Origin of the sequence: Elioraea tepida (assembly GCF_019203965.1) — a bacterium.
GTDB classification, from domain to species: Bacteria; Pseudomonadota; Alphaproteobacteria; order Acetobacterales; family Acetobacteraceae; genus Elioraea_A; species Elioraea_A tepida.
The window spans coordinates 1,495,487-1,520,711 of the sequence record NZ_CP076448.1 but is presented as its reverse complement, the minus strand read 5'-3'; the positions used below and the strand labels follow the sequence as shown (position 1 = coordinate 1,520,711).

The 25,225-nt window shown below is 72.3% G+C and carries 22 protein-coding genes; 13 read left to right on the top strand and 9 right to left on the bottom strand.

Annotation, left to right across the window (positions count from 1 at the left end):
* Nucleotides 1-3: 3 nt before the first annotated feature.
* Nucleotides 4-780, bottom strand: coding sequence for a molybdate ABC transporter substrate-binding protein (modA, locus tag KO353_RS07320; RefSeq protein ID WP_218287043.1), 777 nt, complete (start codon nt 778-780; stop codon nt 4-6).
* Between the two features lie 136 nt (nt 781-916).
* On the opposite strand from modA, the gene KO353_RS07315 reads away from it, so the two are divergent.
* The 4 genes from KO353_RS07315 (at nt 917) to KO353_RS07300 (ending at nt 5,943) form a co-directional block, all read left to right on the top strand.
* Nucleotides 917-3,199, top strand: coding sequence for an NADP-dependent malic enzyme (locus tag KO353_RS07315; protein WP_218287042.1), 2,283 nt, complete (start codon nt 917-919; stop codon nt 3,197-3,199).
* 100 nt (nt 3,200-3,299) lie between these two features.
* Nucleotides 3,300-4,703: a 3-isopropylmalate dehydratase large subunit gene (gene leuC / locus KO353_RS07310; RefSeq protein ID WP_218287041.1), complete on the top strand. Its 1,404-nt coding sequence runs from the start codon at nt 3,300-3,302 to the stop codon at nt 4,701-4,703.
* Nucleotides 4,700-5,317, top strand: coding sequence for a 3-isopropylmalate dehydratase small subunit (gene leuD / locus KO353_RS07305; RefSeq protein WP_218287040.1), 618 nt, complete (start codon nt 4,700-4,702; stop codon nt 5,315-5,317). The genes leuC and leuD overlap by 4 nt, the downstream gene beginning before the upstream one ends.
* Before the next feature lie 317 nt (nt 5,318-5,634).
* The gene (locus tag KO353_RS07300; RefSeq protein ID WP_218287039.1) at nt 5,635-5,943 is read left to right on the top strand and encodes a hypothetical protein; all 309 of its coding nucleotides are present in this window, start codon (nt 5,635-5,637) and stop codon (nt 5,941-5,943) included.
* A 229-nt stretch (nt 5,944-6,172) separates the two neighbouring features.
* Here KO353_RS07300 and dnaJ read toward each other — a convergent pair whose 3' ends face one another.
* From dnaJ to hrcA, 4 genes are all read right to left on the bottom strand, one after another.
* The gene (gene dnaJ, locus KO353_RS07295) at nt 6,173-7,330 is read right to left on the bottom strand and encodes a molecular chaperone DnaJ (protein ID WP_218287038.1); all 1,158 of its coding nucleotides are present in this window, start codon (nt 7,328-7,330) and stop codon (nt 6,173-6,175) included.
* 109 nt (nt 7,331-7,439) lie between these two features.
* A complete protein-coding gene (dnaK, locus tag KO353_RS07290; protein WP_218287037.1) occupies nt 7,440-9,371 on the bottom strand; it encodes a molecular chaperone DnaK in 1,932 nt (643 codons plus the stop codon).
* A 171-nt stretch (nt 9,372-9,542) separates the two neighbouring features.
* Entirely contained in the window at nt 9,543-10,211 is a 669-nt protein-coding gene (locus KO353_RS07285; RefSeq protein WP_218287036.1) for a nucleotide exchange factor GrpE, read from the bottom strand.
* Between the two features lie 105 nt (nt 10,212-10,316).
* Nucleotides 10,317-11,315: a heat-inducible transcriptional repressor HrcA gene (gene hrcA / locus KO353_RS07280; RefSeq protein ID WP_235692098.1), complete on the bottom strand. Its 999-nt coding sequence runs from the start codon at nt 11,313-11,315 to the stop codon at nt 10,317-10,319.
* Nucleotides 11,316-11,465: 150 nt separating this feature from the next.
* On the opposite strand from hrcA, the gene KO353_RS07275 reads away from it, so the two are divergent.
* The 3 genes from KO353_RS07275 (at nt 11,466) to KO353_RS07265 (ending at nt 13,204) form a co-directional block, all read left to right on the top strand.
* A complete protein-coding gene (locus tag KO353_RS07275; protein WP_218287034.1) occupies nt 11,466-11,792 on the top strand; it encodes a YnfA family protein in 327 nt (108 codons plus the stop codon).
* Between the two features lie 88 nt (nt 11,793-11,880).
* Nucleotides 11,881-12,597 (top strand): ribonuclease PH, encoded by a 717-nt coding sequence (rph, locus tag KO353_RS07270; RefSeq protein ID WP_218287033.1) that lies wholly within the window; start codon nt 11,881-11,883, stop codon nt 12,595-12,597.
* Complete coding sequence (locus KO353_RS07265) at nt 12,590-13,204, top strand: non-canonical purine NTP pyrophosphatase (protein ID WP_218287032.1); 615 nt, start codon at nt 12,590-12,592, stop codon at nt 13,202-13,204. Before rph ends, KO353_RS07265 begins: the two co-directional genes overlap by 8 nt.
* On the opposite strand, the gene KO353_RS07260 is transcribed toward KO353_RS07265, so the two are convergent.
* Nucleotides 13,149-14,435, bottom strand: a complete 1,287-nt coding sequence (locus KO353_RS07260) for an MFS transporter (RefSeq protein ID WP_218287031.1) — start codon at nt 14,433-14,435, stop codon at nt 13,149-13,151. The genes KO353_RS07265 and KO353_RS07260 overlap by 56 nt on opposite strands.
* Before the next feature lie 47 nt (nt 14,436-14,482).
* On the opposite strand from KO353_RS07260, the gene KO353_RS07255 reads away from it, so the two are divergent.
* From KO353_RS07255 to KO353_RS07230, 6 genes are all read left to right on the top strand, one after another.
* Nucleotides 14,483-15,232, top strand: coding sequence for a DUF1223 domain-containing protein (locus tag KO353_RS07255; RefSeq protein WP_218287030.1), 750 nt, complete (start codon nt 14,483-14,485; stop codon nt 15,230-15,232).
* A 51-nt stretch (nt 15,233-15,283) separates the two neighbouring features.
* A complete protein-coding gene (locus KO353_RS07250; RefSeq protein WP_218287029.1) occupies nt 15,284-17,770 on the top strand; it encodes a helicase-related protein in 2,487 nt (828 codons plus the stop codon).
* Nucleotides 17,771-17,780: 10 nt separating this feature from the next.
* Complete coding sequence (locus KO353_RS07245; protein ID WP_218287028.1) at nt 17,781-18,089, top strand: RNA-binding S4 domain-containing protein; 309 nt, start codon at nt 17,781-17,783, stop codon at nt 18,087-18,089.
* A gap of 147 nt (nt 18,090-18,236) precedes the next feature.
* Nucleotides 18,237-18,569, top strand: coding sequence for a ferredoxin FdxA (gene fdxA / locus KO353_RS07240; RefSeq protein ID WP_218287027.1), 333 nt, complete (start codon nt 18,237-18,239; stop codon nt 18,567-18,569).
* A 228-nt stretch (nt 18,570-18,797) separates the two neighbouring features.
* Nucleotides 18,798-19,862 carry a CarD family transcriptional regulator gene (locus KO353_RS16380; protein ID WP_235692059.1) on the top strand — a complete coding sequence of 355 codons (1,065 nt, stop codon included), beginning with the start codon at nt 18,798-18,800 and terminating at the stop codon, nt 19,860-19,862.
* Between the two features lie 76 nt (nt 19,863-19,938).
* Nucleotides 19,939-20,817, top strand: coding sequence for a hypothetical protein (locus KO353_RS07230; protein WP_218287026.1), 879 nt, complete (start codon nt 19,939-19,941; stop codon nt 20,815-20,817).
* Between the two features lie 120 nt (nt 20,818-20,937).
* Here KO353_RS07230 and KO353_RS07225 read toward each other — a convergent pair whose 3' ends face one another.
* The 3 genes from KO353_RS07225 to KO353_RS07215 form a co-directional block, all read right to left on the bottom strand.
* Nucleotides 20,938-21,723 carry a Bax inhibitor-1/YccA family protein gene (locus KO353_RS07225; RefSeq protein WP_218287025.1) on the bottom strand — a complete coding sequence of 262 codons (786 nt, stop codon included), beginning with the start codon at nt 21,721-21,723 and terminating at the stop codon, nt 20,938-20,940.
* Between the two features lie 148 nt (nt 21,724-21,871).
* Nucleotides 21,872-24,403 carry an ABC transporter permease gene (locus KO353_RS07220; RefSeq protein ID WP_218287024.1) on the bottom strand — a complete coding sequence of 844 codons (2,532 nt, stop codon included), beginning with the start codon at nt 24,401-24,403 and terminating at the stop codon, nt 21,872-21,874.
* Nucleotides 24,403-25,137 carry an ABC transporter ATP-binding protein gene (locus tag KO353_RS07215; RefSeq protein ID WP_218287023.1) on the bottom strand — a complete coding sequence of 245 codons (735 nt, stop codon included), beginning with the start codon at nt 25,135-25,137 and terminating at the stop codon, nt 24,403-24,405. Before KO353_RS07215 ends, KO353_RS07220 begins: the two co-directional genes overlap by 1 nt.
* Between the last annotated feature and the right edge of the window lie 88 nt (nt 25,138-25,225).

Sequence of the window (25,225 nt, the reverse complement as noted above, 5' to 3'; positions counted from 1 at the left end):
GACCTAAGCGCCCGGACGCGTGAAGCCGTGGCGGGCGAGGATCGCGCGCGCCGGCTCTTCCTGCAGGAAGGCGAAGAAGCGCTCCGCCACCGGCCCGGCCCCACGGAGCAGGACCATGCGCTGCCGCAGCGGCTCGTGCCACGCCTCGGGGATCAGGGCGAAACGCCCGAGCCGCGCGATCGGCGGCGCGAGCGCGAAGGAGTGGGAGATGATGCCCCCCTCGGCGTTGCCGCTCGCTGCGAACTGCGCTGCCTGGGCCACGTTCTCGCCGAACACGAGCGCAGGGCGCAGGGCCTCCCACAGGCCCCGTGACGTGAGCGCCTGATTTGCCGCGCGGCCGTAGGGAGCGTGCTCGGGAGAGGCGATCGCGAAGCGGCTGACGCGGCCGGACGCGACCGCTGCGGCGAGACCGTCGAGCGCACCGTCGGCCTCGAACGGCGCCCCGTCCGGCGCGAAGAGAACGATCCGCCCGACGGCGTAGAGCGTGCCGCCGTCCCGCGTGAGCCCCCGTTCGGCGAGCCGGGCCACGAAGCTCTCGTCGGCCGAGAGGAAGAGCTCGAAGGGCGCTCCGCGCTCGATCTGGCGCGTGAGATGACCGCTCGAGCCGAGCGTGACGCGAACCGTGCCGTGCCCGGCCGAGCGGAAGGCGGCGGCGAGCTCCTCGATCGCGAAGTGCAGGTCTGAGGCGGCGGCGATCGTCGGCGGCCGGCTCTCCGCCCACGCCGGCGACGACGTCGCGGCGGCGGCGGCCAGGGCGAGGAGGGCGCGGCGTCGCGGCATCGTGGCGGCCTGGGCGGGGGGTCGATATGGCGGGCGATATCGAGCAGGCCCCCCTCCGTCAACCACGCCTTTTCCTGATCCGGCATGCCTGCCAAGGTGCGGCGGAAAGCGAGGATGCGTTCGAGAGGGAACGGCGATGGACGGAACGGAGGGGCGAAGCGCGCGGATCACCGCCGAGGAGGCGCTGCAGCTCCATGCCATGGGCCGGCCGGGCAAGCTCGAGATTCGCCTCACCAAGCCGCTGACCACGGCGCGCGACCTCTCGCTCGCCTATTCCCCCGGCGTGGCCGAGCCCTGCCGCCAGATCGCCGCCAACCCCTCGCTCGCCTACGATTACACCGCCAAGGGCAACATGGTGGCGGTGATCTCGAACGGCACCGCCGTGCTGGGCCTCGGCAATCTCGGCGCGCTCGCCTCGAAGCCGGTGATGGAAGGCAAGGCGGTGCTGTTCAAGCGCTTCGCCGATGTCGACGCGATCGACCTCTGCATCGACACCGAGGACACCGACGCCTTCGTCAACGCCGTGCGCTATCTCGGCCCCTCCTTCGGCGGCATCAACCTCGAGGACATCCGCGCGCCCGAGTGCTTCATCATCGAGCAGCGGCTGCGCGAGCTGATGGACATCCCCGTGTTCCATGACGACCAGCACGGCACCGCGATCGTCGCCGCCGCTGGGCTGATCAATGCCGCGCACCTGACGGGGCGCGAGCTCGGCGACATGACGCTCGTGGTCAACGGCGCGGGGGCGGCCGGGATCGCCTGTGTGGAGCTGCTCAAGGCGATGGGGATGCGGAGCGACCGGGTGATCCTCTGCGACACCAAGGGCGTGATCTGGAAGGGCCGAACCGAGGGGATGAACCAGTGGAAATCGGCCCACGCGGTGGAGACGCGCGCGCGCACGCTCGCCGAGGCGCTCGAGGGGGCGGATGCCTTCTTCGGCCTCTCCCAGGCCGGGGCGTTGACCCAGGCGATGGTGCGGTCGATGGCGCCGCGGCCGATCATCTTCGCGATGGCCAACCCCGACCCCGAGATCACCCCCGAGGAGGCGAAGGCGGCGCGGCCGGATGTGATCATCGCCACCGGCCGGAGCGATTATCCGAACCAGGTCAACAACGTCCTCGGCTTTCCCTACATCTTCCGCGGGGCGCTCGACGTGCGCGCCTCGACCATCAACGACGCGATGAAGGTAGCGGCGGCCGAGGCGCTCGCCGCGCTCGCCCGCGAGGACGTGCCGGACGAGCTCGACGCGGCGTCCGCCGCCGGCGGGCGGCGGCTCCGCTACGGCCCCGACTATATCCTGCCGCTTCCCTTCGACCCGCGGCTGATTTCCCGCGTCTCGCCGGCGGTGGCGAAGGCGGCGATGGACAGCGGCGTGGCGCGCCGGCCGATCCGCGATCTGCGCAAATACGCCCGCGACCTCGCCGCACGGCTCGACCCGGCTTCCGCCGCCCTCGATGCGATCATGGAGGCGGTGCGGGCGAACCCGCGCCGGGTGGTGTTCGCGGAGGGCGAGGAGGAGAAGACGATCCGCGCCGCGGTCGCGTTCCGCAATGCCGGCTACGGCACGCCGGTGCTGATCGGGCGCGAAGATCGCGTGCACGCGACCATGGCCGCGCTCGGCCTCGACGACCCGGGCGGGATCGAGATCCACAACGCCCGGCTCTCGGGCGCCAACGCCCGCTACGCCGAGTTCCTCTACGCGCGGCTGCAGCGCAAGGGGGCGCTCGCGCGCGACTGCCAGCGCCTCGTCAACCAGGACCGGAACGTCTTCGCCGCCTGCATGGTGGCGCTGGGCGATGCGGATGCGATGGTGACGGGGCTGTCGCGCAGCTACAGCGTCAGCCTCGAGGGGGCGATGACGGTGATCGATCCGGCACCGGGTCATCTCGTGTTCGGAATCTCGATCCTGCTCACCGGCCAGGGCACGGTGCTCGTTGCCGACACCGCCGTGCACGAGCGCCCTGGCGCGGCGGAGCTTGCCGCGATCGCCAAGGCCACGGCGGCGGCGGCGCGGCGGATGGGGCTCGAGCCGCGCGTGGCCTTCCTCTCCTTCTCCACCTTCGGCGACCCGAAAGGCTCGATCCCCGCCTCGATCCGCGAGGCGGTGGCGCTGCTCGACGCCCGCCGGCCGGATTTCGAGTATGACGGCGAGATGGCGGCCGATGTCGCGCTCGACCCCTCGTTGCGCGCCCTTTACCCGTTCTGCCGGCTTACGGGCCCTGCGAACGTGCTCGTGATGCCGGGGCTGCATGCGGCGCACATCCTGACGCGCGCTCTGCCGCGGCTTGGGCAGGTGACGGTGATCGGGCCCATCCTCCAGGGGCTCTCGCGGCCTGTGCAGATCGTTCCGCTCGACGCCTCGACCAACCAGCTCGTTCTGATGGCGGCCTTCGCGGCCTATCAGGGGCTCGCGCGGTAGGGGACGGGGCGATCTCGGCGCCAACCTCGCACGCTGCGTGGCGGGGTCTTGCGCCGACCATCCCCTTGCCGCCGCCCGCCGCGCGCGGCATCTCACCCCCATGCCAGCCACACTGCTCGACCGCCTCTGGGCGCTGCACCGGATCGGACCCGCCGGCGGCGGCCAGGACCTGATCCATATCGACCGCATCCTGCTGCACGACCTCTCCGGCGCGCGGGCGCTGACCGAGGTGGCGGAGAAGGGATACGCGATCCCCAACCCCGGCCTCGCCTTCGCCACGCCCGACCACGCCGTCTCCTCCGCCCCCGGCCGCACGGCCGAGACCTTCGCCAAGGGCGCGGGCGGGGTGAAGGCGCTGCGGGAGGGCGCGGCACGGCACGGGATACGCCTCTTCGACCTCGGCGAGGACGGGCAGGGGATCGTGCACGTGATGGGGCCGGAGCTCGGCATAGTGCTCCCGGGCCTCTGCGTGATCTGCGGCGACAGCCACACCTGCACCAATGGCGGCCTCGGCGCGCTCGCCTTCGGCGTCGGCTCCTCCGAGCTCGCGCACGCGCTCGCGACACAGACGCTTCGCATCGCGAAGCCACGCTCGATGCGCATCCGATTCGAGGGCGCCTTCCCCGCCGGCACGACGGCGAAGGATGCCGTGCTCGCCGCGATCGGCCGGCTCGGCGCCGGTGCGGGCGCGGGATACGCGGTCGAGTGGGCGGGCTCCGCCGTGCGCGCGCTGCCCGTGGAGGCGCGGCTGACGCTCTGCAACCTCACGATCGAGCTCGGCGCGCGCATCGGCTTCGTCGCGCCGGACGAGAGGGTGTTCGAGTGGGTCGCGGGGCGCGACCTCGCGCCGAAGGGAGAGATGTGGGAGCGTGCGGTGGCGCATTGGCGCACGCTCCGATCTGACGACGACGCGGTGTTCGACGCCGAGCAGGTGATCGATGCCGGAACGGTCGCGCCGCAGGTGACCTGGGGCACGAGCCCCGAGCATGTCATTCCCGTCGATGCGACGATCCCCGACCCGAAGGACGCGCCGGACGCGACGCGCAGGCGTGCCTGGGAGGAAGCGCTCGCCTACCAGGGGCTCGAGCCGGGCCGCCCGATCGCGGGCACGCCGATCGACTGGGTGTTCATCGGCTCCTGCACCAATGCGCGGCTTTCGGACCTGCGCGAGGCGGCGGCCCTCCTGCGCGGGCGTCGCGTGGCGGCGGGCGTCACCGCCTGGGTTGTTCCGGGGTCTGTGCGGGTGAAGCGGGAGGCCGAAGCCGAGGGGCTCGACCGCGTCTTCACCGAGGCGGGCTTCGCCTGGCGCGAGCCGGGCTGTTCGCTGTGCGTGGCGGCGAATGGCGAGGCGGTGCCGCCCGGGGCGCGCTGCGTCTCGACCTCGAACCGGAACTTCGTCGGCCGCCAGGGCCGCGGCGCGCGCACCCACCTCGCCTCTCCGGCGATGGCGGCCGCCGCCGCCGTGGCGGGGCGCATCGTCGATGTGCGGAGCTTCGCGCCGTGACGCCCTTCACCACCGTCACCGGCCCTGCGGCGCCCCTGTTGCGCCCCAACATCGACACCGACGTGATCATCCGCGTCGAGCGTCTCGTCGGCACGACGCGCGCGGAGATGGGCGCTCACGCGTTCGAGGTGTGGCGACGCCGCGCCGACGGCAGCGAGGACCCCGAGTTCGTTCTGAACCGCGAACCGTTCCGGCGTGCGCCGATCCTGCTCGCGGGGCCCAATTTCGGCTGCGGCTCGTCACGCGAAGGGGCGGTGTGGGCGCTCGCCGGGGCGGGGATACGCGCGGTCATCGCCCCCTCCTTCTCCGACATCTTCGCCGCCAACGCCCTGCAGAACGGGCTCCTGCCGGTGGTGCTGCCGGAGGCGACGGTCAGGCGTCTCGCCGCAGCCGTGGAACGAGCGCCAAGCGAGGCTCTGGTCACGGTCGATCTCGAGCGCTGCGTCGTGGTTGGGCCGGAGGGCGACGTGCACCGTTTCGAGATCGACACTGCCCGGCGCGAGGCGCTGCTCGCGGGCCTCGACGACATCGGTCTTACTTTGCGCGAAGCCGGCGCAATCGCCGCCTGGCAGGAGCGGGATCGCGCCGCGCGCCCCTGGGTCTGGCTGGCCTGAGCCCCGGCATGGCCTTTCCTGCCGAAAATGACCAACTCGTAATCCTTCCGAACGGGTCGCGGTAACCTCGCTGAGCACACTCTCTGCGTGTTCCGGGTGGCGGCCTTTCCCGGCAGGCCGCCATCCGCATCGCGGGTCGGCGGCATGACTACCTCCCAGCCGCCGGCCCGCCTCTTTATCCTCCGCGTTGTCCCTCCCCCTCGACGTGCCCGCGCCGCCCCTGCCCGCTGCCTCGCGCGGGCGGCGCGAGGCCATTGCGTTTCCCGGGCGTGCTTGTCACCCTTGTTTCCGCTGACGAGGAGCGACGGCCCGCGCGCGTGACCAGCATCACCCCCCTGCGCTTCCCCCAAGCCGGACATTCCGGGCGCGGCGGCGACGAAACGCTGTGGGCCGTCATCGCCACCGTCGGCAGGACCGACAGGATCGCCGAGATCTACCGCTCGCGTGACGCCGCGCTCGAGGACCGCGCCTGGCGCGCGGCACAGGTGCGCGCCTATGCCCACCTGTTCGCGCGCACCAAGGAGCCCGCGCCGCGCTACTCGGTCGCGCCGATCCGGCGCGCCGACATCCCCCGCGCCTGGTCTCCCCTGCCGGCGCTCGGCTTCCTGCGCGGCCGGTTTCTCTAGGCTTACGCCGCGGGAGGCCGTCTCCCCGGCCGCCGCGGCGGCGGCAAACCGCCGGCGCTCGGAGGGAAGACCCGGGCCGTGTGCGGGCCGCAGGGCCGTGGACGGAACGCAACGATCGCGGGGTCGTCTGCCGTTCGTGGCGCGCGCTTGCCTTCGCGCCGGGCCTTATCCCTGGGCATCACCGCCGCTCGTTCGGCTCCCGCCCCCGCGGCCCTGACGCCCGGCCCGCTCAGCCTTTGCCCTCGAAGAACTCGCGCACCTTGGCGAAGAACCCCGCACTTTCCGGCGAGGAGCGGTCGCCCGCCTTCTCCGCCTCCTCCTCGAAGGCTCGCAACAGCTCCTGCTGGCGCTTGGTGAGGTTCATCGGCGTCTCGACAGCGACCTGGATGTAGAGATCGCCGCGCGCTGCCGAGCCGAGCTGCGTCATGCCCTTGCCGCGCAGGCGGAACTGGTCGCCGGTCTGCGTGCCCGGGGTGATCGTCACCTTGGCGCGCCCGCCCTCGATCGTCGGCACCTCGATCGCACCGCCGAGCGCCGCCGTCGTCATGCGCAGCGGCACGCGGCAGTAGAGGTTCGCGCCCTCGCGCTGGAACAGCGGGTGCGGCCGGACGAGAACGGTGACGTAGAGATCGCCGGCCGGAGCGCCGCGCAACCCCGCCTCTCCGGCACCGGCGACGCGCATGCGCGTGCCGTCCTCCACCCCGGCGGGGATGTCGACCGAGAGTGTGCGGTCGCGCTGCACCCGGCCCGAGCCCTGGCACACCCGGCAGGGGTCCTTCACCACTTTGCCGAGGCCGCCGCAGCTCGGGCAGGTGCGCTCGATCAGGAAGAAGCCCTGCTGGGCGCGGATCTTGCCCACACCGCCGCAGGTGCCGCAGGTCACCGGCCCCGCTCCGCCCTCCGAGCCTGTGCCCTTGCAGGCCTCGCAGGTGACCGCGGTCGGTACCCGGATCGTGGCCTTCTTGCCCGAGAAGGCCTCCTCGAGCGAGATCTCGACGCGCGTCTGCAGATCCGCGCCGCGGCCCATGCCGGCGGCCGAGCCGCGCCCGGCACGCCCGCCCATCAGGTCGCTGAAGATGTCGTCGAACATGTCGGCGAAGGAGCCGCCGCCCGGGAATCCGCCAAAGCCTCCGGGCCCGGGGCGCGGGCCGGCCGCCGTGCCGTCGAACGCGGCATGGCCGAACCGGTCATAGGCCGCGCGCTTCTCGGCGTCCTTCAGCACGTCGTAGGCTTCGTTCACCTCCTTGAACTTCGCCTCGGCCTTCTTGTCGCCGGGGTTACGGTCGGGGTGATACTTCATCGCGAGCTTGCGGTAGGCCTTCTTGATCTCCTCCGCGCTCGCGTCCTTCGCGACGCCAAGGGTCGCGTAATAGTCCTGCTTCGCCATCGGTGGTCAGGCGCCGGGGCTGCGCCGCCCCCGTGCCCCGAGGGACGATCGGGTCCATCGGGGGGAAGGGGCGGCGCGCATCGTCCTCAGCCGGGAGCGGTCGCGCCGCTCAGGCAGACTTCTTCCGGCTCTTCTCGTCGACGTCCTCGAACTCGGCGTCGACGACCTTCTCGTCCTTCGCGCCCTCCGGGCCGGAGCCGCCCGGCGCGCCGCCGCCGGCGTCCGGGCCGGACTGGGCCTGGCGGTAGAGGACTTCGCCGAGCTTCATCGAGGCCTGGGCGAGGGCGTCGGTGGCGCGGCGGATCGCCTCGACATCGTCACCGTCGCGGACCGCACGGAGCTCGGCAAGCGCCCGCTCGGCCGCCTCCTTCTCGGGCGCGGAGCCGAGCTTCTCGGCGTTCTCCTTCAGCGTCTTCTCGGTCTGGTGCGCGAGCGCATCGGCATGGTTGCGCGCCTCGATCGTCTCGCGCCGGCGACGGTCGGCCTCTGCGTTCGCCTCCGCCTCCTTGATCATGCGCTGGATCTCGGCCTCGGTGAGCCCGCCCGAGGCCTGGATGCGGATCTGCTGCTCCTTGCCGGTCGCCTTGTCCTTGGCCGAGACCGAGACGATGCCGTTGGCGTCGATGTCGAACGTCACCTCGATCTGCGGCACGCCGCGCGGCGCGGGCGGGATGCCCACGAGGTCGAACTGGCCGAGCAGCTTGTTGTCGGCCGCGATCTCGCGCTCGCCCTGATAGACCTTGATGGTGACGGCGGTCTGATTGTCGTCGGCGGTCGAGAAGATCTGGCTCTTGCGGGTCGGGATCGTCGTGTTGCGGTCGATCAGCCGGGTGAACACGCCGCCCAGGGTCTCGATGCCGAGCGAGAGCGGGGTGACGTCGAGCAGGACGACATCCTTCACCTCGCCCTTCAGCACCGCGCCCTGGATCGCCGCGCCGATCGCCACCACCTCGTCGGGGTTGACGTTGCGCGCGGGCTCGCGGCCGAAGAAGTTCTTCACCGTCTCGATGATCTTCGGCATGCGCGTCATGCCGCCGACGAGGATCACCTCGTCGATGTCGCCACGCGCCACGCCCGCATCCTTGAGCGCCTGCTCGCAGGGGCCGAGCGTCTTCTGGATCAGGTCCTCGACCAGCGCCTCGAGCTTGGCGCGCGAGAGCTTCACCACGAGGTGCTTCGGGCCGGAGGCGTCGGCGGTGATGAAGGGGAGGTTGATCTCCGTCTCCTTCGAGGAGGAGAGCTCGATCTTGGCCTTCTCCGCCGCTTCCTTCAGCCGCTGCAGCGCGAGCTTGTCGTTGCGCAGGTCGATGCCCTGGTCGCGTTTGAACTCATCGGCGAGGTAGTCGATGATACGCTTGTCGAAGTCCTCGCCGCCGAGGAAGGTGTCACCGTTCGTGCTCTTCACCTCGAACACGCCGTCCTCGATCTCGAGGATCGAGATGTCGAAGGTGCCGCCGCCGAGGTCGTAGACGGCGACCGTTCCGGCCTTCTTCTTCTCAAGGCCGTAGGCGAGCGCCGCGGCGGTCGGCTCGTTGATGATGCGCAACACCTCGAGCCCGGCGATCCGGCCGGCGTCCTTCGTCGCCTGGCGCTGGCTGTCGTTGAAATAGGCCGGGACGGTGATGACGGCCTGCGTCACCTTCTCGCCGAGATAGGCCTCGGCCGTCTCCTTCATCTTCATCAGCACGAAGGCGCTGATCTGCGAGGGAGAGTACTTCTCGCCACGCGCCTCGACCCAGGCATCGCCGGTCGCCGATTTGATGATCTTGTACGGCACCATGCCGATGTCCTTGGTCACCATCGGGTCGTCATAGCGGCGGCCGATCAGGCGCTTGACCGCATAGAACGTATTCAGCGGGTTGGTGACCGCCTGGCGCTTCGCCGCCTGGCCGACGAGGCGCTCACCATTGTCGGTGAAGGCGACCATCGAGGGCGTGGTGCGCGCGCCCTCGCTGTTCTCGATGACGCGGACATCCTTACCCTCCATGACAGCCACGCAGCTGTTCGTGGTGCCGAGGTCGATGCCGATGACCTTGCTCATGCTGTTCTCCTTTTCCGGCGAGACCGCCCGGCCCGTCAGAGGCGCCGGCCGGCCCCCCTCTCTCTCGATATGCACAAGCTGCGGCGGGGGAGCCGCAGCGGACGTCAGGCATGTATTCAGCGCAACGAGCCCCGACAAGGGGCGCAGGCGGACGCGGCTCCCGCAGCCGCCTCAGGCCTCTGTGTCGAGCGTGCTGCCCGGTTCGGCGGAGTGTGCGTGCGGGGCGGCCGGGGTGGGGGCGGGAGCGCCCTTCGAGACCACGACCATCGCCGGTTTCAGGAGCCGGCCGCTGATCGTCCAGGCAGGGGTCCAGGCCTGGATGACGTGGCCCGCGGGCACCTCGGCCGATGCCGCCTCGGCCATCGCCTGGTGCAGCTCGGGGTCGAACTTCGCACCCGCTGCGTCCACCCGGACCACGCCGTTGCGCTCGAGCGCGCCGAGCAAGGCGCGGCCGATCGCCTCCACACCTTCGCGCAGCCGGGCGACGATCTCGGGCTCTCCCTCCGCCGGGGCGGGCAGGGAGGCAAGCGCGCGCTCGAGATTCTCGGCCGCGTCCACCACGTCGCGGGCGAACTTCGTCACGGCGTAGTTGCGCGCGTCCTCGACCTCGCGCCGGGCGCGGGCGCGCACGTTCTGCGTCTCCGCCTCGGCGCGAAGCCACTTGTCCTTGAGAGACGCCACCTCCGCCTCAAGCGCCGTGATGCGCGCTGCCGCCTCCGCCATCAGAGCCTCCGGTGTCGGCTGGGGCGGCTCCTCGCGCGCGGCCTCCGCCTCTGGCCCCGCGGGCGGGGCGGCGGAGGAGGGGGGCTGGGTGTCGGGCGTGTCGGTCTTGTCCTGCATGGCGCGGCACACTTAAGGGGGAGAGGGCGCGAAGGAAAGGGCGAGGGGGCAGGGCTGCTTGCGGCGCACGCCCGAGGCGCGGCGCGGGCGGGTGGGCCACCGCGCTCAGCCGAGCAGGCGGCCGATCACCTTCGCCGTGTAGTCAACCGCCGGGATGATCCGGCCGTAGTTGATCCGGGTGGGGCCGATCACCCCGATCGCGCCGACGATCCGGTCGCGTGCGTTCCGGTAGGGAGCGACGATCATCGTCACGCCCGCCGCCTCGAACAGCCGGTTCTCCGAGCCGATGAAGATCTGCACGCCGTCAGAGGCCTGGGCGAGCTCGAGCAGTTTCAAGAGCGTCTCCTTCGCCTCGAGACGCTCGAACAGAGCGCGGATCGTCTCGAGCCGCTCGAGCGCGGTGACATCGGCGAGAAGCTGCGCCTGGCCGCGCACGATCAGTGCCCGCCCCGCGCCGGCCTGGGTGGCGAGGCCCGCCTCCACCACCTTGCCGGTGAGCTCGTCGAGCTCGGTGCGGTGGGCGGAGATCTCCTCCTCGAGCACACGCCGCGCCTCCTCGAGCGTGCGGCCGGCAAGCCGTGCGTTGACATAGTTGCTGGCCTGGGCGAGGGCAGAGGGAGGAAGGCCCTCGGGGGGCTGGATCACCCGGTTCTCGACCTGCCCGTCCTCGGTCACGAGCACGACGAGGACGCGGCCCGAGCCGAGCGAGACGAACTCGACATGCTTGAGCGCGGCCTCGGATTTCGGCGCGATCACGAGCCCTGCCGCCTGCGACAGGCCGGCGAGCAGGGCGGAGGCCTCGGCCAGCACCTCCTCGATTGACCGCCCCTCGGCCTGGCAGCGGGCGGAGATCGCCTCCTCCTCCTCCGGCGTGAGCGAGCCGCGCTCGAGCAGGCCATCGACGAACATGCGCAAGCCCCGGTCGGTCGGAAGCCGTCCGGCGGAGGTGTGCGGGGCGAAGATCAGGCCGCTCTCCTCGAGATCGGCCATCACGTTGCGTATGGTCGCGGGCGACAGCGCCATCGGCAGCCGGCGCGAGAGCGTGCGCGAGCCGACCGGCTCGCCCGTCGCCACATAGGCCTCGACGATCTCGCGCAAGATCATGGCCGACCGGCTCGGCAGGCCGACCGCACCGGTCGTGCCGGCTGCGCCCGGCGGCGCCGCCACGTCACGTCGCGTCTGGTCGCTTGCCATGTTTTCTACGTATGAACGGCCCCGGCGGGGGTCAACGCGGCCGCCCGGGCTGGAGAGACCGTGCCTGCGCCGATCGCCTATCTCGTCGCCGCTCTCGCTGAGATCGTCGGCTGCTTCGCGTTCTGGGCCTGGCTTCGGCTCGGCGCCTCGGCGCTGTGGCTCATCCCCGGCATGGCCTCTCTCGCCCTGTTCGCCTGGGCGCTGACCTGGGTGGAGGCGGCCGCCGCGGGGCGCGCCTATGCCGCCTATGGCGGCGTCTACATCGCCGCCTCGCTCGCCTGGCTCTGGGCGGTCGAGGGGCTGCGGCCGGATCGGTGGGACCTCGCCGGCGCCGCCCTCTGCCTCGCCGGGGCGGCGGTCATCCTGTTCGGGCCGCGCGGGGCGTGACCGCGCCGGCGGGGGGTCGCCGAGACTCCGGGCGGTGGCTATTGTCCGGCGCGACCAAGAACGACGCCAGACACCGGAACCGACACCGATGCGCCCCTCAGGCCGTGCCGCAGACGAGCTTCGCCCCGTCACCCTCGAGCCGAACGTCTCGCGCCATGCCGAGGGCTCCTGCTTCGTGAAGTTCGGCCACACCCATGTCCTCTGCACCGCCTCGATCGAGGCCAAGGTGCCGCCCTTTCTGCGCAACCAGGGCCAGGGCTGGATCACCGCCGAATACGGCATGCTGCCCCGCTCGACCCATACGCGCACCGACCGCGAGGCAGCGCGCGGGCGGCAGTCCGGCCGCACGCAGGAGATCCAGCGGCTGATCGGACGCGCGCTCCGCGCCGTCGTCGACCTCAAGGCGATGGGCGAGATGACGATGACGCTCGACTGCGACGTGATCCAGGCCGATGGCGGCACGCGCACGGCGGCGATCACCGGCGCCTGGGTTGCGGCGGCCTGTGCCTTCAACCGGCTGGTGCGCGCGCGCGTGCTCAACGCCTCGCCGATGCGCGGCCAGGTCGCCGCCGTCTCCTGCGGGCTGTGGCGCGGGCTTGCGGTGCTCGACCTCGACTATGCCGAAGACAGCGAGGCGGAGGCGGATGGCAATTTCGTCCTCACCGAGGATGGCGGGATCGTCGAGGTGCAGGCCACCGCCGAGCGCCGGCCGATGACGCAGCGCGAGATCGATTCGCTGATGGCGCTCGCGCGCGGCGGCTGCTCCACCCTGTTCGACCTGCAGAAGGAGGCGGTGCATGGCTGAGCGACGCCTCGACCGCGGCGCGCGTCTCGTCATCGCCACCCACAACGCGGGCAAGCTCGCCGAGATCGCCGCCCTGCTCGCGCCCTGCGGCATCGAGACGGTGGGGGCGGCCGCTCTCGGCCTTCCCGAGCCCGCCGAGACGGGGGAGAGCTTCGCCGCGAACGCGACGATCAAGGCCGTCGCGGCCGCCGCCGCCTCGGGGCTTCCGGCTCTTGCCGACGACAGCGGCTTCTGTGTGGCGGCGCTCGGCGGCGCCCCTGGCGTGCGGACGGCGGATGTGGCGACGCTTCCGGACGGCACGCGCGACTATTCCGTCGGCATGGCGCGGGTGCGGGCGAACATTGGCGAGCCGGCCAACACCTCCGCCTGGTTCGTCTGCGCCCTTGCGCTCGCCTGGCCCGACGGGGAGGTGTCGGTGTTCGAGGGGCGAGTCGACGGCACCTGGGTGTGGCCGCCGCGCGGCGAGAGGGGCTTCGGCTTCGACCCGATGTTCGTCCCCGAGGGCGGCCGCGAGACCTTCGGCGAGCTGCCGCCCGAGGAGAAGCACGCGATCAGCCACCGCGCGCGTGCCTTCGCTTTGTTCGCGGCGGCCGCCCTGCCGCGCTGATCCGCACCCCGAGCGAACCGGCCGATCGCTCGACCTCCGCGCGCCGCGGCCCCGACCCACGCGCGAGCGCGGTGATGGCGAGAAGCGCGAGCGCGCAGGCAGCGGCCATCGCAAGGAACACCCCGCCGCCGAAGCGGCCGTAGAGAGGCCCGCTCGACGCCGTCAGCGCGAGCGTGAAGAGGCCGGGGCCAGCGGCCGCGTGCAGGGCCTGAGCCGTCGCCCCGAGCTCGGCCGGCACGAGACGGACGATCAGCCCGGCAGCACCGAGCATGGTCGCGCCGAAGGTGAGCGCGTGCAGCACCTGAAGTGCGCCGAGGATCACAGGCTCGGTGGTGAGCGCCGTTGCCGTCCAGCGGACCAAGCCGGCGGAGGCACCGATCGCGAGCAGCCCCACCGGCCCAACACGCGCCCCCGCCCTGCGGCCGGCCATCAGGAGCACGATCTCAGCGACGACGCCGATGATCCAAATCGCCCCGGCAAGCCCGGGAGCGATGCCGTTACGCTGCCACCACAGAACCGAGAAGCCGTAGTGGGCGGCGTGGCTGCCCTGCACCAGGCCGGAGGCGAGCAGAAGAAGGACGAAGCCGCGGTTGCGCAAAAGCGCAAGCCCTCGCCCGCGCCCGCGTGCGGGTGGCGCCTCGAAGCGCGGCAGCGCCAGGGCGGCAGCTGCGGTCGCGGCGAAACCTCCGGCCATCGCCCACGGCACCACCTCGGCCCCGAGCCGCCCGACCGCCACCCCGCCCGCGAGCGTCCCCGCGATGAAGGACGCCGACCCGGCGCTGCGCACCCGGCCGAAATCGCACGTCCCTTGCGCGGCAGCGTTCAGCGCCAGGGCGTCGCCGAACGGCACGAGCGGAGCGGTGACGGCTCCGGCGAGCGCGCAAGCCGCAAGCTGGAGCGGCGGCGGCGCGGCGGCGACCAGAACCGATGCCAGCGTGCCGGCGGCGGCGGAGAGGAACGCCGCCTGCGCCCGGCACCCCCAGGCGTCGGCCGCCCGTCCCGCGATCGGCCCGAAGCAGAGACGCGCCAGAAGCTGGGCGGCGAGCACGGCGCCAATCTCCTCCGCCGCGAGGCCGCGCGCGGCGAGGAAGGCCGGCAGGAACGGCAGGGCGACGCCCGGGCCCGCGAAGGCCGCGGCGTAGTAGAGCGCAAGCCGCACCCCGGCCGTGCGCTCCGCCGGTCCGCGCGTCCGCCTCGCTGGCTCGCTCGCGTCTCCGTCAGCCGCCTTCACGCGCGTTTGCCTTGGCGGCCCGGTCGGGTCGACCCAGGATGCCGCGCATGCTCCGTCTCCTCGTCGGTGTCCTCTGCGCGTGCGCCGCCCTGTTCGTGTCGCCGGAACGGCCGCGCGCCCAAACCCAGGCGTCCGCCGAGCCGACAGTGTCGCGCGGGCCGGTGCTGCTCGAGCTGTTCACGAGCCAGGGCTGCTCCGCCTGCCCGCCGGCAGACCGTCTGCTCGCCGAACTGAGCCAGCGCCCCGAGCTGCTCGCCCTGTCCTTCCATGTCTCCTACTGGGACCACATGGGCTGGTCGGATCCCTTCGCGATCCCGGCGAGCGTGCGGCGCCAGCGCGGCTATGCCCGAGCGATGCGGAGCCGAAGCATCTACACGCCGCAGATCGTCGTCCAGGGAGCGGCGGCGGCGGTCGGCAGCGACGCGGCGGGGATCGAACGGCTGATCCGTGACGCCGCCCCGGCCGTCGCGCTTGCGATCGCCCGCGAGCCGGGCCGGGCGGACCGGTTCACCGTCACCATCCCCGAGGTGAAGGACGCTCCCCTCCCGCTCGAGCTCTGGGCCGTGCTCTACGTCCGAACCGGCGGCGGCTTCGTTGCGAACGGCGAGAATGCCGGACATATGCTCACGCATGTGAACGTCGTGCGCCACGCCGCCGTCGTCGCCTCGGTCGAGACGACCCCCCTCGTCGTGCGGATCGAGCCGCCGCTTGCCGCCGACATCGACAGCGTGGCGATGATCCTCCAGGGCCGCAATCTCGGGCCGGTGGTCGGCACCGGCAGGCTCGCGCTTCGCTGAGGCGCCTCGCCGCGGTTGCGAAGCGCCGCCGCCTGCGTCCAGAGTGTCGGCATGACCGGCGCCGAGACCGAGCGCCCACGCCTCCGCGCGGTGCTGGGCCCGACCAACACCGGTAAGACCCATCTCGCCGTCGAGCGCATGCTCGCCCACGCGACCGGGGTGATCGGCTTCCCCCTGCGCCTGCTCGCCCGCGAGACCTATGACCGTGTCGCCGCCCGCGTCGGCCAAGGCCGTGTCGCTCTCGTGACCGGGGAGGAGAAGATCGTCCCGCCGGGCGCCCGCTGGTTCTGCTGCACCGTCGAGGCGATGCCGCTCGAGCGCCGCTTCGACTTCGTCGCGATCGACGAGATCCAGCTCTGCGCCGACCCCGACCGCGGCCACGTCTTCACCGACCGGCTTCTGCACGCGCGGGGGACGAGCGAGACCATGCTTCTCGGTGCTGAGACGATCCGGCCGCTGCTGCGCCGCCTCGTGCCGGAGGCAGAGCTCGAGACCCGGCCGAGGCTCTCGCGCCTCAGCCATACCGGCCCCGCGAAGCTCACCCGCCTGCCGCCGCGCTCTGCCATTGTCGCCTTCTCCGCCGCCGAGGTCTATGCGATCGCCGAAGCCGTGCGACGCCGGCGCGGCGGCTGCGCGGTGGTGATGGGCCGGCTCTCCCCGCGCACCCGAAACGCGCAAGTGGCGATGTACCAGGCCAAGGAGGTTGATTTCCTGGTCGCGACCGATGCGATCGGCATGGGCCTGAACATGGACATCTCCCATGTCGCCTTCGCGAGTCTTGCCAAGTTCGACGGCCACCGCTCCCGCGCCCTGCACGCCCCCGAGCTCGCCCAGATCGCCGGGCGCGCCGGGCGCGGGATGGCAGACGGCACTTTCGGCACCACCGGCACCGCGCCGGAGCTTTCGCCCGAGCTCGCCGAGGCGATCGAGAGCCATCGCTTCGAGCCGCTCGACCATCTCTACTGGCGCAACAGCGCGCTCGACTTCTCCTCTCTCGATGCGCTCCTCGCCTCGCTCGACCGGCCGAGCCCTCGCCCCGGCCTCGTCCGCGGCGCGGATGCGGCCGACCATCTCGCGCTTGCCTCGCTCGCGCGCGACCCTCAGATCCGCGCGGCGGTGGCTGCCCCCGAGCTGCTTCGCCTTCTGTGGGAGGCCTGCCAGGTGCCCGACTACCGGCGCCTCGGCGATGACAGCCATGCCCGGCTGTGCGGGCGGATCTTCCACGCCCTGCGGGCGCCGCCGCACCGTCTCGCCGCGGCCTATGTCGCGGGTCAGCTCACCGCGCTCGACAGCACCGAGGGCGATCTCGACACGCTGATGGCGCGGCTCTCCGGCGTGCGCGTCTGGGCCTATATTGCCTCGCGCCCGGGCTGGGTCGAGGATGCCGAGACGCTTCAGGCGGCGACGCGCCGGCTCGAGGACAGGATCTCGGATGCGCTGCACGAGCGCCTGATGGCCCGCTTCGTCGACCGCCGCGCCGCGCATCTCATCCGCCGCCTCGACGCGGGCTCGGACCAGGAGCTCCTCTCGGCGGTGACGCGCGACGGCGCCGTGGTGGTCGAGGGTCATGCGGTTGGCGAGGTCCAGGGCTTCACCTTCCATCCCGACCGCGAGGCGACCGGTGTCGGGCGGCAAGCCGTGCTTCGGGCGGCGCGCCGGGCGCTCGCCTTGGAGATCCCCCGCCGCGTGGCGCGGCTTGAGGCCGATGGCGACGAGGCCTTCGCTCTGACCTCGGCCGGACGGGTCGCCTGGCGCGGGGCGGAGGTGGCGCGGCTCGCGCCGGGGAAAGACCCGCTCCGGCCGCAGATCGTCGTCCCGCCGGGGGACTTCCTCGACGGGGCGCAGCGCGAGCGGATACGCGCCCGGCTCGCCGCCTGGCTTTCCGGCGTGATCGTGCGCGGCTTCGCTCCCCTCTTTGCGCTTCGGCAGGCGGCGGAGGCCGAGCCCGCGCTTCGGGGGCTGGCGCATCGGCTCGCCGAAGGGCTCGGGATCGCTGCGGGCGCGCCCGAGCCGAACTTAAGGCGCCATCGCGCTCTTCTCCGCCGCCTCGGGGTTCGGTGCGGCAGGGAGGCCGTGTTCGTCCCGGCCCTGCTACGCCCAGGCCCCGCGGCACTGCGCGCCCTTCTGTGGGCCACCGCGCGGGGCCTTCCCGTCCCGCCGCTGCCGCGACCCGGAGCCGTGTCCCTCGCGCCCGATCCGGCCTGGCCGGAGGGCTTCGCCGAAGCGATGGGGTTCGTCCCTCTCGGCCCGGTGCTCGTGCGGCTCGACATCGCCGAGCGTGTGGCGGCCGAGCTCGCCGGGGCGACCCGAGGCGGTGCGGCCCCGCTGCCCGCGTCGCTCGCGAGCCGGCTCGGCTGTCGCTCGGAGTCGCTGCCGGCGGTGCTTCGGGCACTCGGCTTCGCGTTGCGGCCGGGCGCGGACGGGGCGTCGCTTCTGCACCCGAGGCGTCGCGGGTCGAGGCCGGCGCGGCCCAAACCATCGGAACGCGCTGCGGAGGGGCCGTTCGCGGCTCTCGCGGCGCTGCGCGCCAAGGCATGACCGGGCGGGCGTGAGCCGGGAGCCGGAGGATCGCGCCGGCGGGGCCCGGGCGTGGCAGCGGCTCGACCACTGGCTCTGGTGCGCCCGATTCCTGAAGTCGCGCGCTCTCGCCGCCCGCTTCGCCGCCGACGGCAAGGTGCGGATCAACCGTCAGCCGACCGACAAGCCGCATGCCCGTGTGCGTCCGGGCGACGTCCTGACCTTCGGCCTCGGCCCCTCGGTGCGGGTGATCCGCGTGCTGGCGCTGGGGGATCGGCGCGGGCCGGCCGCGGAGGCGCGCCTTCTCTACGAGGACCTCGACCCCCCGGGGAGGGCGTGAGGCCGGGCGGTTCCCGAACCCGGGCTGCCCCTGCCGGGCAACGTCGCGTCGCGACGATCCCGACTGTCAGAGCTGTCTGACGCCCTCTTGCGTCGCGGCGCGATCCGGTCCATGTACCGATATGTCCGACCGGATGGAGCGCTCTGCATGACCTATGTCGTGACCGAGGCCTGCATACGCTGCAAGTACATGGATTGTGTCGAGGTCTGCCCGGTCGACTGTTTCTATGTCGGGGAGAACATGCTGGTGATCCACCCTGACGAGTGCATCGATTGCGGCGTGTGCGAACCCGAATGCCCGGCCGAGGCGATCCTGCCCGACAGCGATGAGCGTGCAGCGGCATGGGTAGAACACAACCGTAAGTTTGCCCAAGCTTGGCCGAACATCACCCGGAAGGGAACACCGCCGCCCGACGCCGACGAGTGGAAGGGCAAGCCCGACAAGATGCAGTTCTTCAGCCCCGAACCTGGTCAACCCTGAACGGATCTGTGGCGAGACACGCGATCGCGGGCCTACCATCGCGGTCGTTTTGTGCTATACTTTGATATCTTGCGGGACGGAGGCCTGACGGCGGGGTGATCCCCGCTTTGTGGCTGCGCGCATGAGGGTGATGTCGGCGCCCGGCCGATCGGCTGCGGCGGCATGGTTTGTTGTGCGCAGCGAGGTCCCGAGCCTCCGTCAGCGCAGGCAGTCAGGGTGAGGCATGGAATGAAGTCGTCACAGGCGAAGGGAACGCAGGTGAAGGCGAAGCAGGCGAAGAGCACGGCGGGCAAGCCGGCCCAGGCCAAGGCCGCAGCGGCGAAACCGACCGCCTCGAAAGCCGCTCCGGCCAAGCCGGCGAAGGCGTCCGCGCGCCCTGCGGCGGCGAAGGCCACGCCGCCCAAGGCGGCAGCGGCGAAGGATAAGGTGGCGACGAAGACGGTCGCGGCGGCAGAGGCGAAGCCTGCCGAGCCCAAGGCGGCGCCGAAGAAGCCGGCGGTGAAGGCGGCGGAGCTGCGCGGGCCAGCGCCGGCGACGAAGGCCGCCGAGGTCGGCGCGAAGAAGCCGGCGGCATCGGCCAAGGCCCCCGCCGCGCCGGCTGCGGCGCCGGAATGGTCCTCTGCGCCCGCTTCTCCCGCGACCGCCGCGCCGATGGCCTCCGCCGCGGAGACGGCGCGGGCCGACACCGCCCAGGGCACGCCCCCCGGGCCGTCGATGGCACGGCCGCCCGCGGCGAGGCCGGCAGCGCCCGGACGTCTCGCGCCGCCGCGCCCACAGCCGGCCGCCGCGGCCTCGTCCGAGCCCCCGCTGCAGTTCGAGGTCGGCGACCATGTCGTCTATCCGACCCACGGTGTGGGCAAGGTGACGGGCGTGGTGGAGGAGGAGATCGCCGGCCACAGGCTCACGCTCATCGTCATCGAGTTCGAGGAGAACCGAATGGTTCTGCGCGTGCCGGTGGCGAAGGCGCGTTCGGCGGGCCTGCGGAAGCTCTCGAGCCGCAAGGCGATCGAGGCGGCGCTTGCCACGCTCAAGGGCCGCGCCCGGGTCAAGCGCACGATGTGGAGCCGGCGGGCGCAGGAATATGAGGCGAAGATCAACTCTGGCGACCCGGTGGCGATCGCCGAGGTGGTGCGCGACCTGCACCGCAACGCCGGCCAGCCGGACCAGTCCTTCTCGGAGCGTCAGATCTACGAGCAGGCGATGGATCGTCTCGCCGCCGAGCTCGCCGCGATCGACGGCGTGGACAAGTCGACCGCCCAGGCCAAGCTCGCGACCATGCTCAAGGCGGCGTGACGCCGCGCCGCAGCCCGGGTGCAGGGGGCGGGGGCGCCGAGGCGCCTGCCGCCCCTTTCGTTTGCCGGGCAGGGTGATGGCGGCACAGCAGGACCCTGCCCCCCGGGTTGCCCGGCTCACCCACGCCCGACGTGTCTGGGCCATCGCCGCCGTGCGCGGCGACCCCATCCGCCTCTCCCGCCTGCATGCCGCTCTCGAGGATCGCGTCTGGCGCGGTGATCGGCTCGTCTACTGCGGCAACCTGATCGGCGTGGGACCCGATGTGGCCGGCACGATCCGCGAGGCGCTTCTGTTCCGCCGGGCGGTGATCGCACGCCCCGGCTTCGAGGCGAATGACGTTGTGTTCCTGCGCGGCGCGCAGGAGGAGATGCTGAACCGCCTCTTGCGGATCCAGTATGCGCCCGGGCCGGCGGCTGCGGTCGAGGCGCTGCGCTGGATGGAGGCGCACGGGATCGGGCCGACGCTCGCGGCCTACGGGACGACGGTGGCGGAGGGGCTGCGCGTCGCCGCCCGGGGGCCTGTGGAACGGGCGCGCTGGACGGCCTCGATCACCGCCGCGATCCGCGCCGCCCCCGGCCATGACGCGCTGCTCTCCTCGCTGCGACGCGCCGCCTGCACGGTTCCGGTGGATCTTGCGGGCGAGGCGCCCGGGGTGCTGTTCGTCGCCTCCGGCCTGAACCCCGACCGCCCCTTCGAGGCGCAGGGCGACGCCTTCTGGTGGGACGAACCGGGGTTTGACCGTGCCGCGGCCGGCATCCCCGCGCCTGAGGGGGAGGAGGGGCGGCTGCCCTGGGGTGGCTTCGCGCGTCTGGTCCGCGGCGGGTGCGCGCGCCATGACGGGCCGCGTGCCTCGGGATGGGGGCTGACGCTCGATGCCGGCTGCGGGCTCGGCGGCCCGCTCGTCGCCGCCTGCCTCGCGCCGACCGGTGAGGTGCTCGAGGTGCTGGAGGCCTGAGGGCCTTGTCGCGGCAGGAGCCTCGGGCGCACCCTCAGGCGGAGCGCACACCGAGCCCGAAAAGAGAAAGGCCCCGGGGTTTCCCCCGGGGCCTTCCCCGAACCCGAGCCGCGGTGCGGCTCACTCGCTCTGGCGCTGGCCGAGCAGGCTCATCAAGAGCTGGAACAGGTTGATGAAGTTCAGGTAGAGCGCGAGCGCATCGAACACCGCCCGCTTGTCCGCGACCTCCGAGCCCTCCGCATAGGCATAGGAGATGTAGTCGGTCTTGATCCGCTGGGTGTCGTAGGCGATCAGGCCGACGAAGATCACCACGCCGAGCACGGTGACGGCGAACTGCAGCGCCGTCGAGCCGATGAAGATGTTGACGAGGCTCGCGAGGATGATGCCGATCAGCCCCATGATCAGGAACGAACCGAGCTTCGTCAGGTCACGCTGCGTCGTGTAGCCGATGATGCTCATCGCGGCGAAGGTGCCGGCGGTGACGAAGAACACGCGGCTGATCGAGGTGCCGGTGTAGATCAGGAAGATGTTCGCAAGCGACACGCCCATCAGCGCCGTGAACACCCAGTACACAGCCTGGGCGGCCGTCTTCGACATGCGATTCACGCCGAACATCATCACGAGGATGATGGCGAGCGGCGAGAACATCGCGATGAAGCCGAGCGTCGTCGGGATCGTCGCCGCCCCGCGCGGCGTCATCACACGGGTGTAGAAGAGCTCGGCGAGCGCCGGCGAGGAGGCGATCGCGAGCGCCACGATGCCGCTGAGCAGAAGCCCGGACGCCATGTAGTTGTAGACGCCGAGCATGTAGCGGCGCAGCCCGGCGTCCAGCCGCGCGGCGTCGACGCCGGCGGAAGGAACCGTCTGCGCGGCAGCCATCGAGCGGAAATCTGGATTCCAGGCCATCGTTCGCAAACCCCTTCGTTGAGCTTGTCCCGGCAAGGGGGCACGGACCACCCTCTCCGACCACCCCGGTCGGGTATATGGGCCTCCCCACGGGCGAATCAATCGGATTCGCCCGCGAGGTGCAAGCGCGGCGAGGCGGCGTGGCGCGTCACTCGGTCCGCAGAAGCGGTGCCGGCCGCGCCCGGAGCGCCGCGGCCGTTCCGGCCCAACCCATCAGCATCGTCATCGCCGTGCAGGCGGCGATGGTCGCGGCGAGCGTGCCCGGCAGGAACGCCCACTCGGCGCGCATCACGACGGTGATCACGGCCCAGGACGCGGCGGTGCCGACCGCGGCCGCAATCACCCCCGCCGCCGCGCCGAGAACGCCGAACTCGACGAGATAGGCGGCGAGCACCTGCCGCCGTGTCGCGCCGAGCGTCTTCAGGACCACGGCCTCGTACACCCGGCGCCGACGCCCCGCGGCGATCGCGCCCGCGAGCACGAGCGCGCCGGAGAGGAGCGTGATCGCCCCGGTCGAGGACAGCGCCGCCCCGATCTGGCCGAGCAGGGCGGAGACCGCCTCGAGCGCCTCGCGCACCCGGATCGCCGAGACGTTCGGGAGCGCGTCCGTCACGGCGCGCAGGAGCGTCGCCTCGGCCGAGCGCGCGGCGTGCACCGTTGCGATATGGGTGTGCGGCGCCGCCTCGAGCAGCCCCGGCGAGGCGACCAGCGTGAAGTTCATCCCGAGCGACCGCCAGGAGATGTCGCGCAGCGAGGCGATCCGGAGCGTCACGTCCCGCCCGAGCACGTTGACGGTGATCGTGTCGCCGATGCCAATGCCGAAGCCCCGCGCCAGCGCGGCGTCGAAAGAGACCAGCGGCTCGCCCCGGTAGTCGGGCGGCCACCATTCCCCGGCGACGATCCGCGTGCCCTCCGGCGGGGTGGCGGCATAGGTGAGCCCCCGGTCGCCGCGAAGCGCCCAGGCGCTCTCGGGCGCCACCTGGAGCTCGTCGGCGGGAATGCCGTTGACCGCGACGATCCGTGCCCGGAGCGAGGGCATGCGACGCACCTCTCCGACCCCAGCCTGGGCGGCGGCGATCGCCTCGAAGCGCTCGACCTGATCGGACTGGATGTCGATGAAGAAGAAGGCCGGCGCCGCGTCCGGCATCGTCTCCGTCACCTGGCGCTGGATGTTGCCCTGGATCAGCGCCACCGCGGCGAGTGTGGAGAGCCCGAGGCCAAGTGAGACGAGCATCAGCCCGGTTGGCGCCCCGGGGCGGTGGAGGTTGGCAAGCCCGAGCCGAACGGCAGGGAGGGAGGATCGCGGCGCGCGTGCGGCGAGCGCCTTCAACAGCGCCGCCCCGAGCCGGAACAGCAGAAGTGTGCCGGCCGCGCCGGCGCAGAAGGCGGCGGCGAAGCGACGGTCCTGCGACACCGCGACGACAAGTCCGGCAAGCAGGGCGGCGAGCAGCCCGTTGGCGAGGAGGAGGCCGAGCCCCGGCCTGACCTCGGCGCGCGCGACGACGTCGCGGAACAGCGCCACCGCCGGTATGGCGCGCGCGCGGGCGAGCGGCCAGAGAGCGAAGGTCGCAGCGGTGAGCAGCCCGAACAGGGCGGCGATCCCGAGCGGGCCGGGATAGACCCCGAACCGCGGCGGCACCGGAAGAACGCCCGCGAGCGCCTGCGCCGCCACCCAGGGAAGAGCAAGCCCTCCGGCGAGGCCAAGCCCGATCCCCACCCCGGCGATGGCGAGAAGCTGCAGGCCATAGGCCGCGAACACGGTCGCCTGCGGCGCGCCGAGGCACTTCAGCGTGGCGATCGTGCGCCGCCGCGCCTCGAGCCAGGCGGTCACGCCATTGGCCACCCCGATGCCGCCGACGAGCAAGGCGGTGAGCCCGACGAGCGTCAGGAACAGGGCCGTCTGCTCGACGAAGCGGATCACGCCCGGGGCGGCCTGGGCGTAGGTTCGGAACCGCCAGCCGCCGTCGCGGAACGCTCCCTCCATCGCCGCGCGGAAGGCGGCGACATCCGCTCCGTCAGGAAGGCGGATCCGGTATTCGTAGCGGACGAGGCTTCCGGGCTGGACGAGCCGCGTCGCGGCGAGCGCGTCTGCCGCGATCATCGCCCGCGGGCCGAGGACGGCAGGGCTCGCCACCCGGTCAGGCTCCTCGGTGAGCGTGCCGCGCACCTCGAACAGCCCCTCGCCGAGACGAACCGTGTCGCCCGGGCGGAGGTTCAGGCGCTCGAGAACCACGCGCTCGGCGACGAGGCCGGGGCGCCCGTTTCGCACCGCAAGCGCCTCGGCAAGCGTCGCGTCCGGCTCGAGCCGGACGGCGCCGTAGAGCGGGTAGGCCTGATCGACCGCCTTGAGCTCGACGAGCATCCGGTCGCGCGCGCCGGTCTCGGCGACAAGCATCGAGCGGAGTTCGGTGACCTCGGAGAGAAGCCCGCCGCGCTCGGCGACCCAGGCGCGCGCCGCCTCGGGCATCGGCCGGTAGCCGACCGACACCTCGAGATCGCCGCCGAGGATACGCCGCCCGTCCGCCTTCAGCCCCTCCTCGACCGCGCGCGAGAGCGTGCCGACGGCGGCGATCGCGGCCACCCCGAGGGCGAGGCAGGCGACCACGATCCGCAGTGCCTTCGCCCCGCCGCGGAGCTCGCGCCGCGCGATCCGCCAGGCATTGGCCAGAACGAGAGACATCAGCCGACAACCCGGTCGGACTCGATCCTGCCGTCGGCGAGCGAGATGATCCGGCCGCAGCGCGCGGCGAGGCGCTCGTCATGGGTGATGAGAAGCAAAGTGGTGCCGAGCTCGGCGCGGAGACCGAACAGGAGGTCCATCACCGCCGCACCGGTCGCGCCGTCGAGGTTCCCCGTCGGCTCGTCGGCGAGCAGGATCGAGGGCTTGGCGACGATCGCGCGGGCGAGCGCCACGCGCTGCTGCTCGCCGCCCGAAAGCTGGGCCGGATAGTGGCGCGTGCGATGGCCGAGGCCGACGCGGGCGAGCGCCTCCCGCGCGCGGGCCAGCGCATTGGCGCCGCCCGCGAACTCGAGCGGCAGGGCCACGTTCTCCTCTGCCGTCATGGTCGGCACGAGGTGGAAGGCCTGGAATACGATGCCAACGTGGTCGCGCCGGAAGCGGGCGAGCGCGTCCTCGTCCAACGCCGTGAGGTCGTGGCCGGCGACCCGGATCGAGCCGCCCGTGGCGCGGTCGAGCCCACCCAGAAGCATCATCAGGGTGGACTTGCCGCTGCCCGAAGGCCCGACGATCGCGACCCCTTCGCCGCCCGCGACCGAGAAGGTGATACCCTTGAGAATGTTGATTTTGCCCGCCGCCGAGGCCACCGTGAAGGCGAGGTCGCGCACCGCGATCAGCGGTTCGCCGCCACGCCCCGACGCGGCGGCAAGCGGCAGGTCGGAGACGATGGCATCCATGCGCGCACAACCCCTTCAGCTCCTTCCGAGATATGGCCCGGCGCTTTCCCGGCGCAAACTTGCCTCCCTTGCCGGGGTGGCGCTTCTC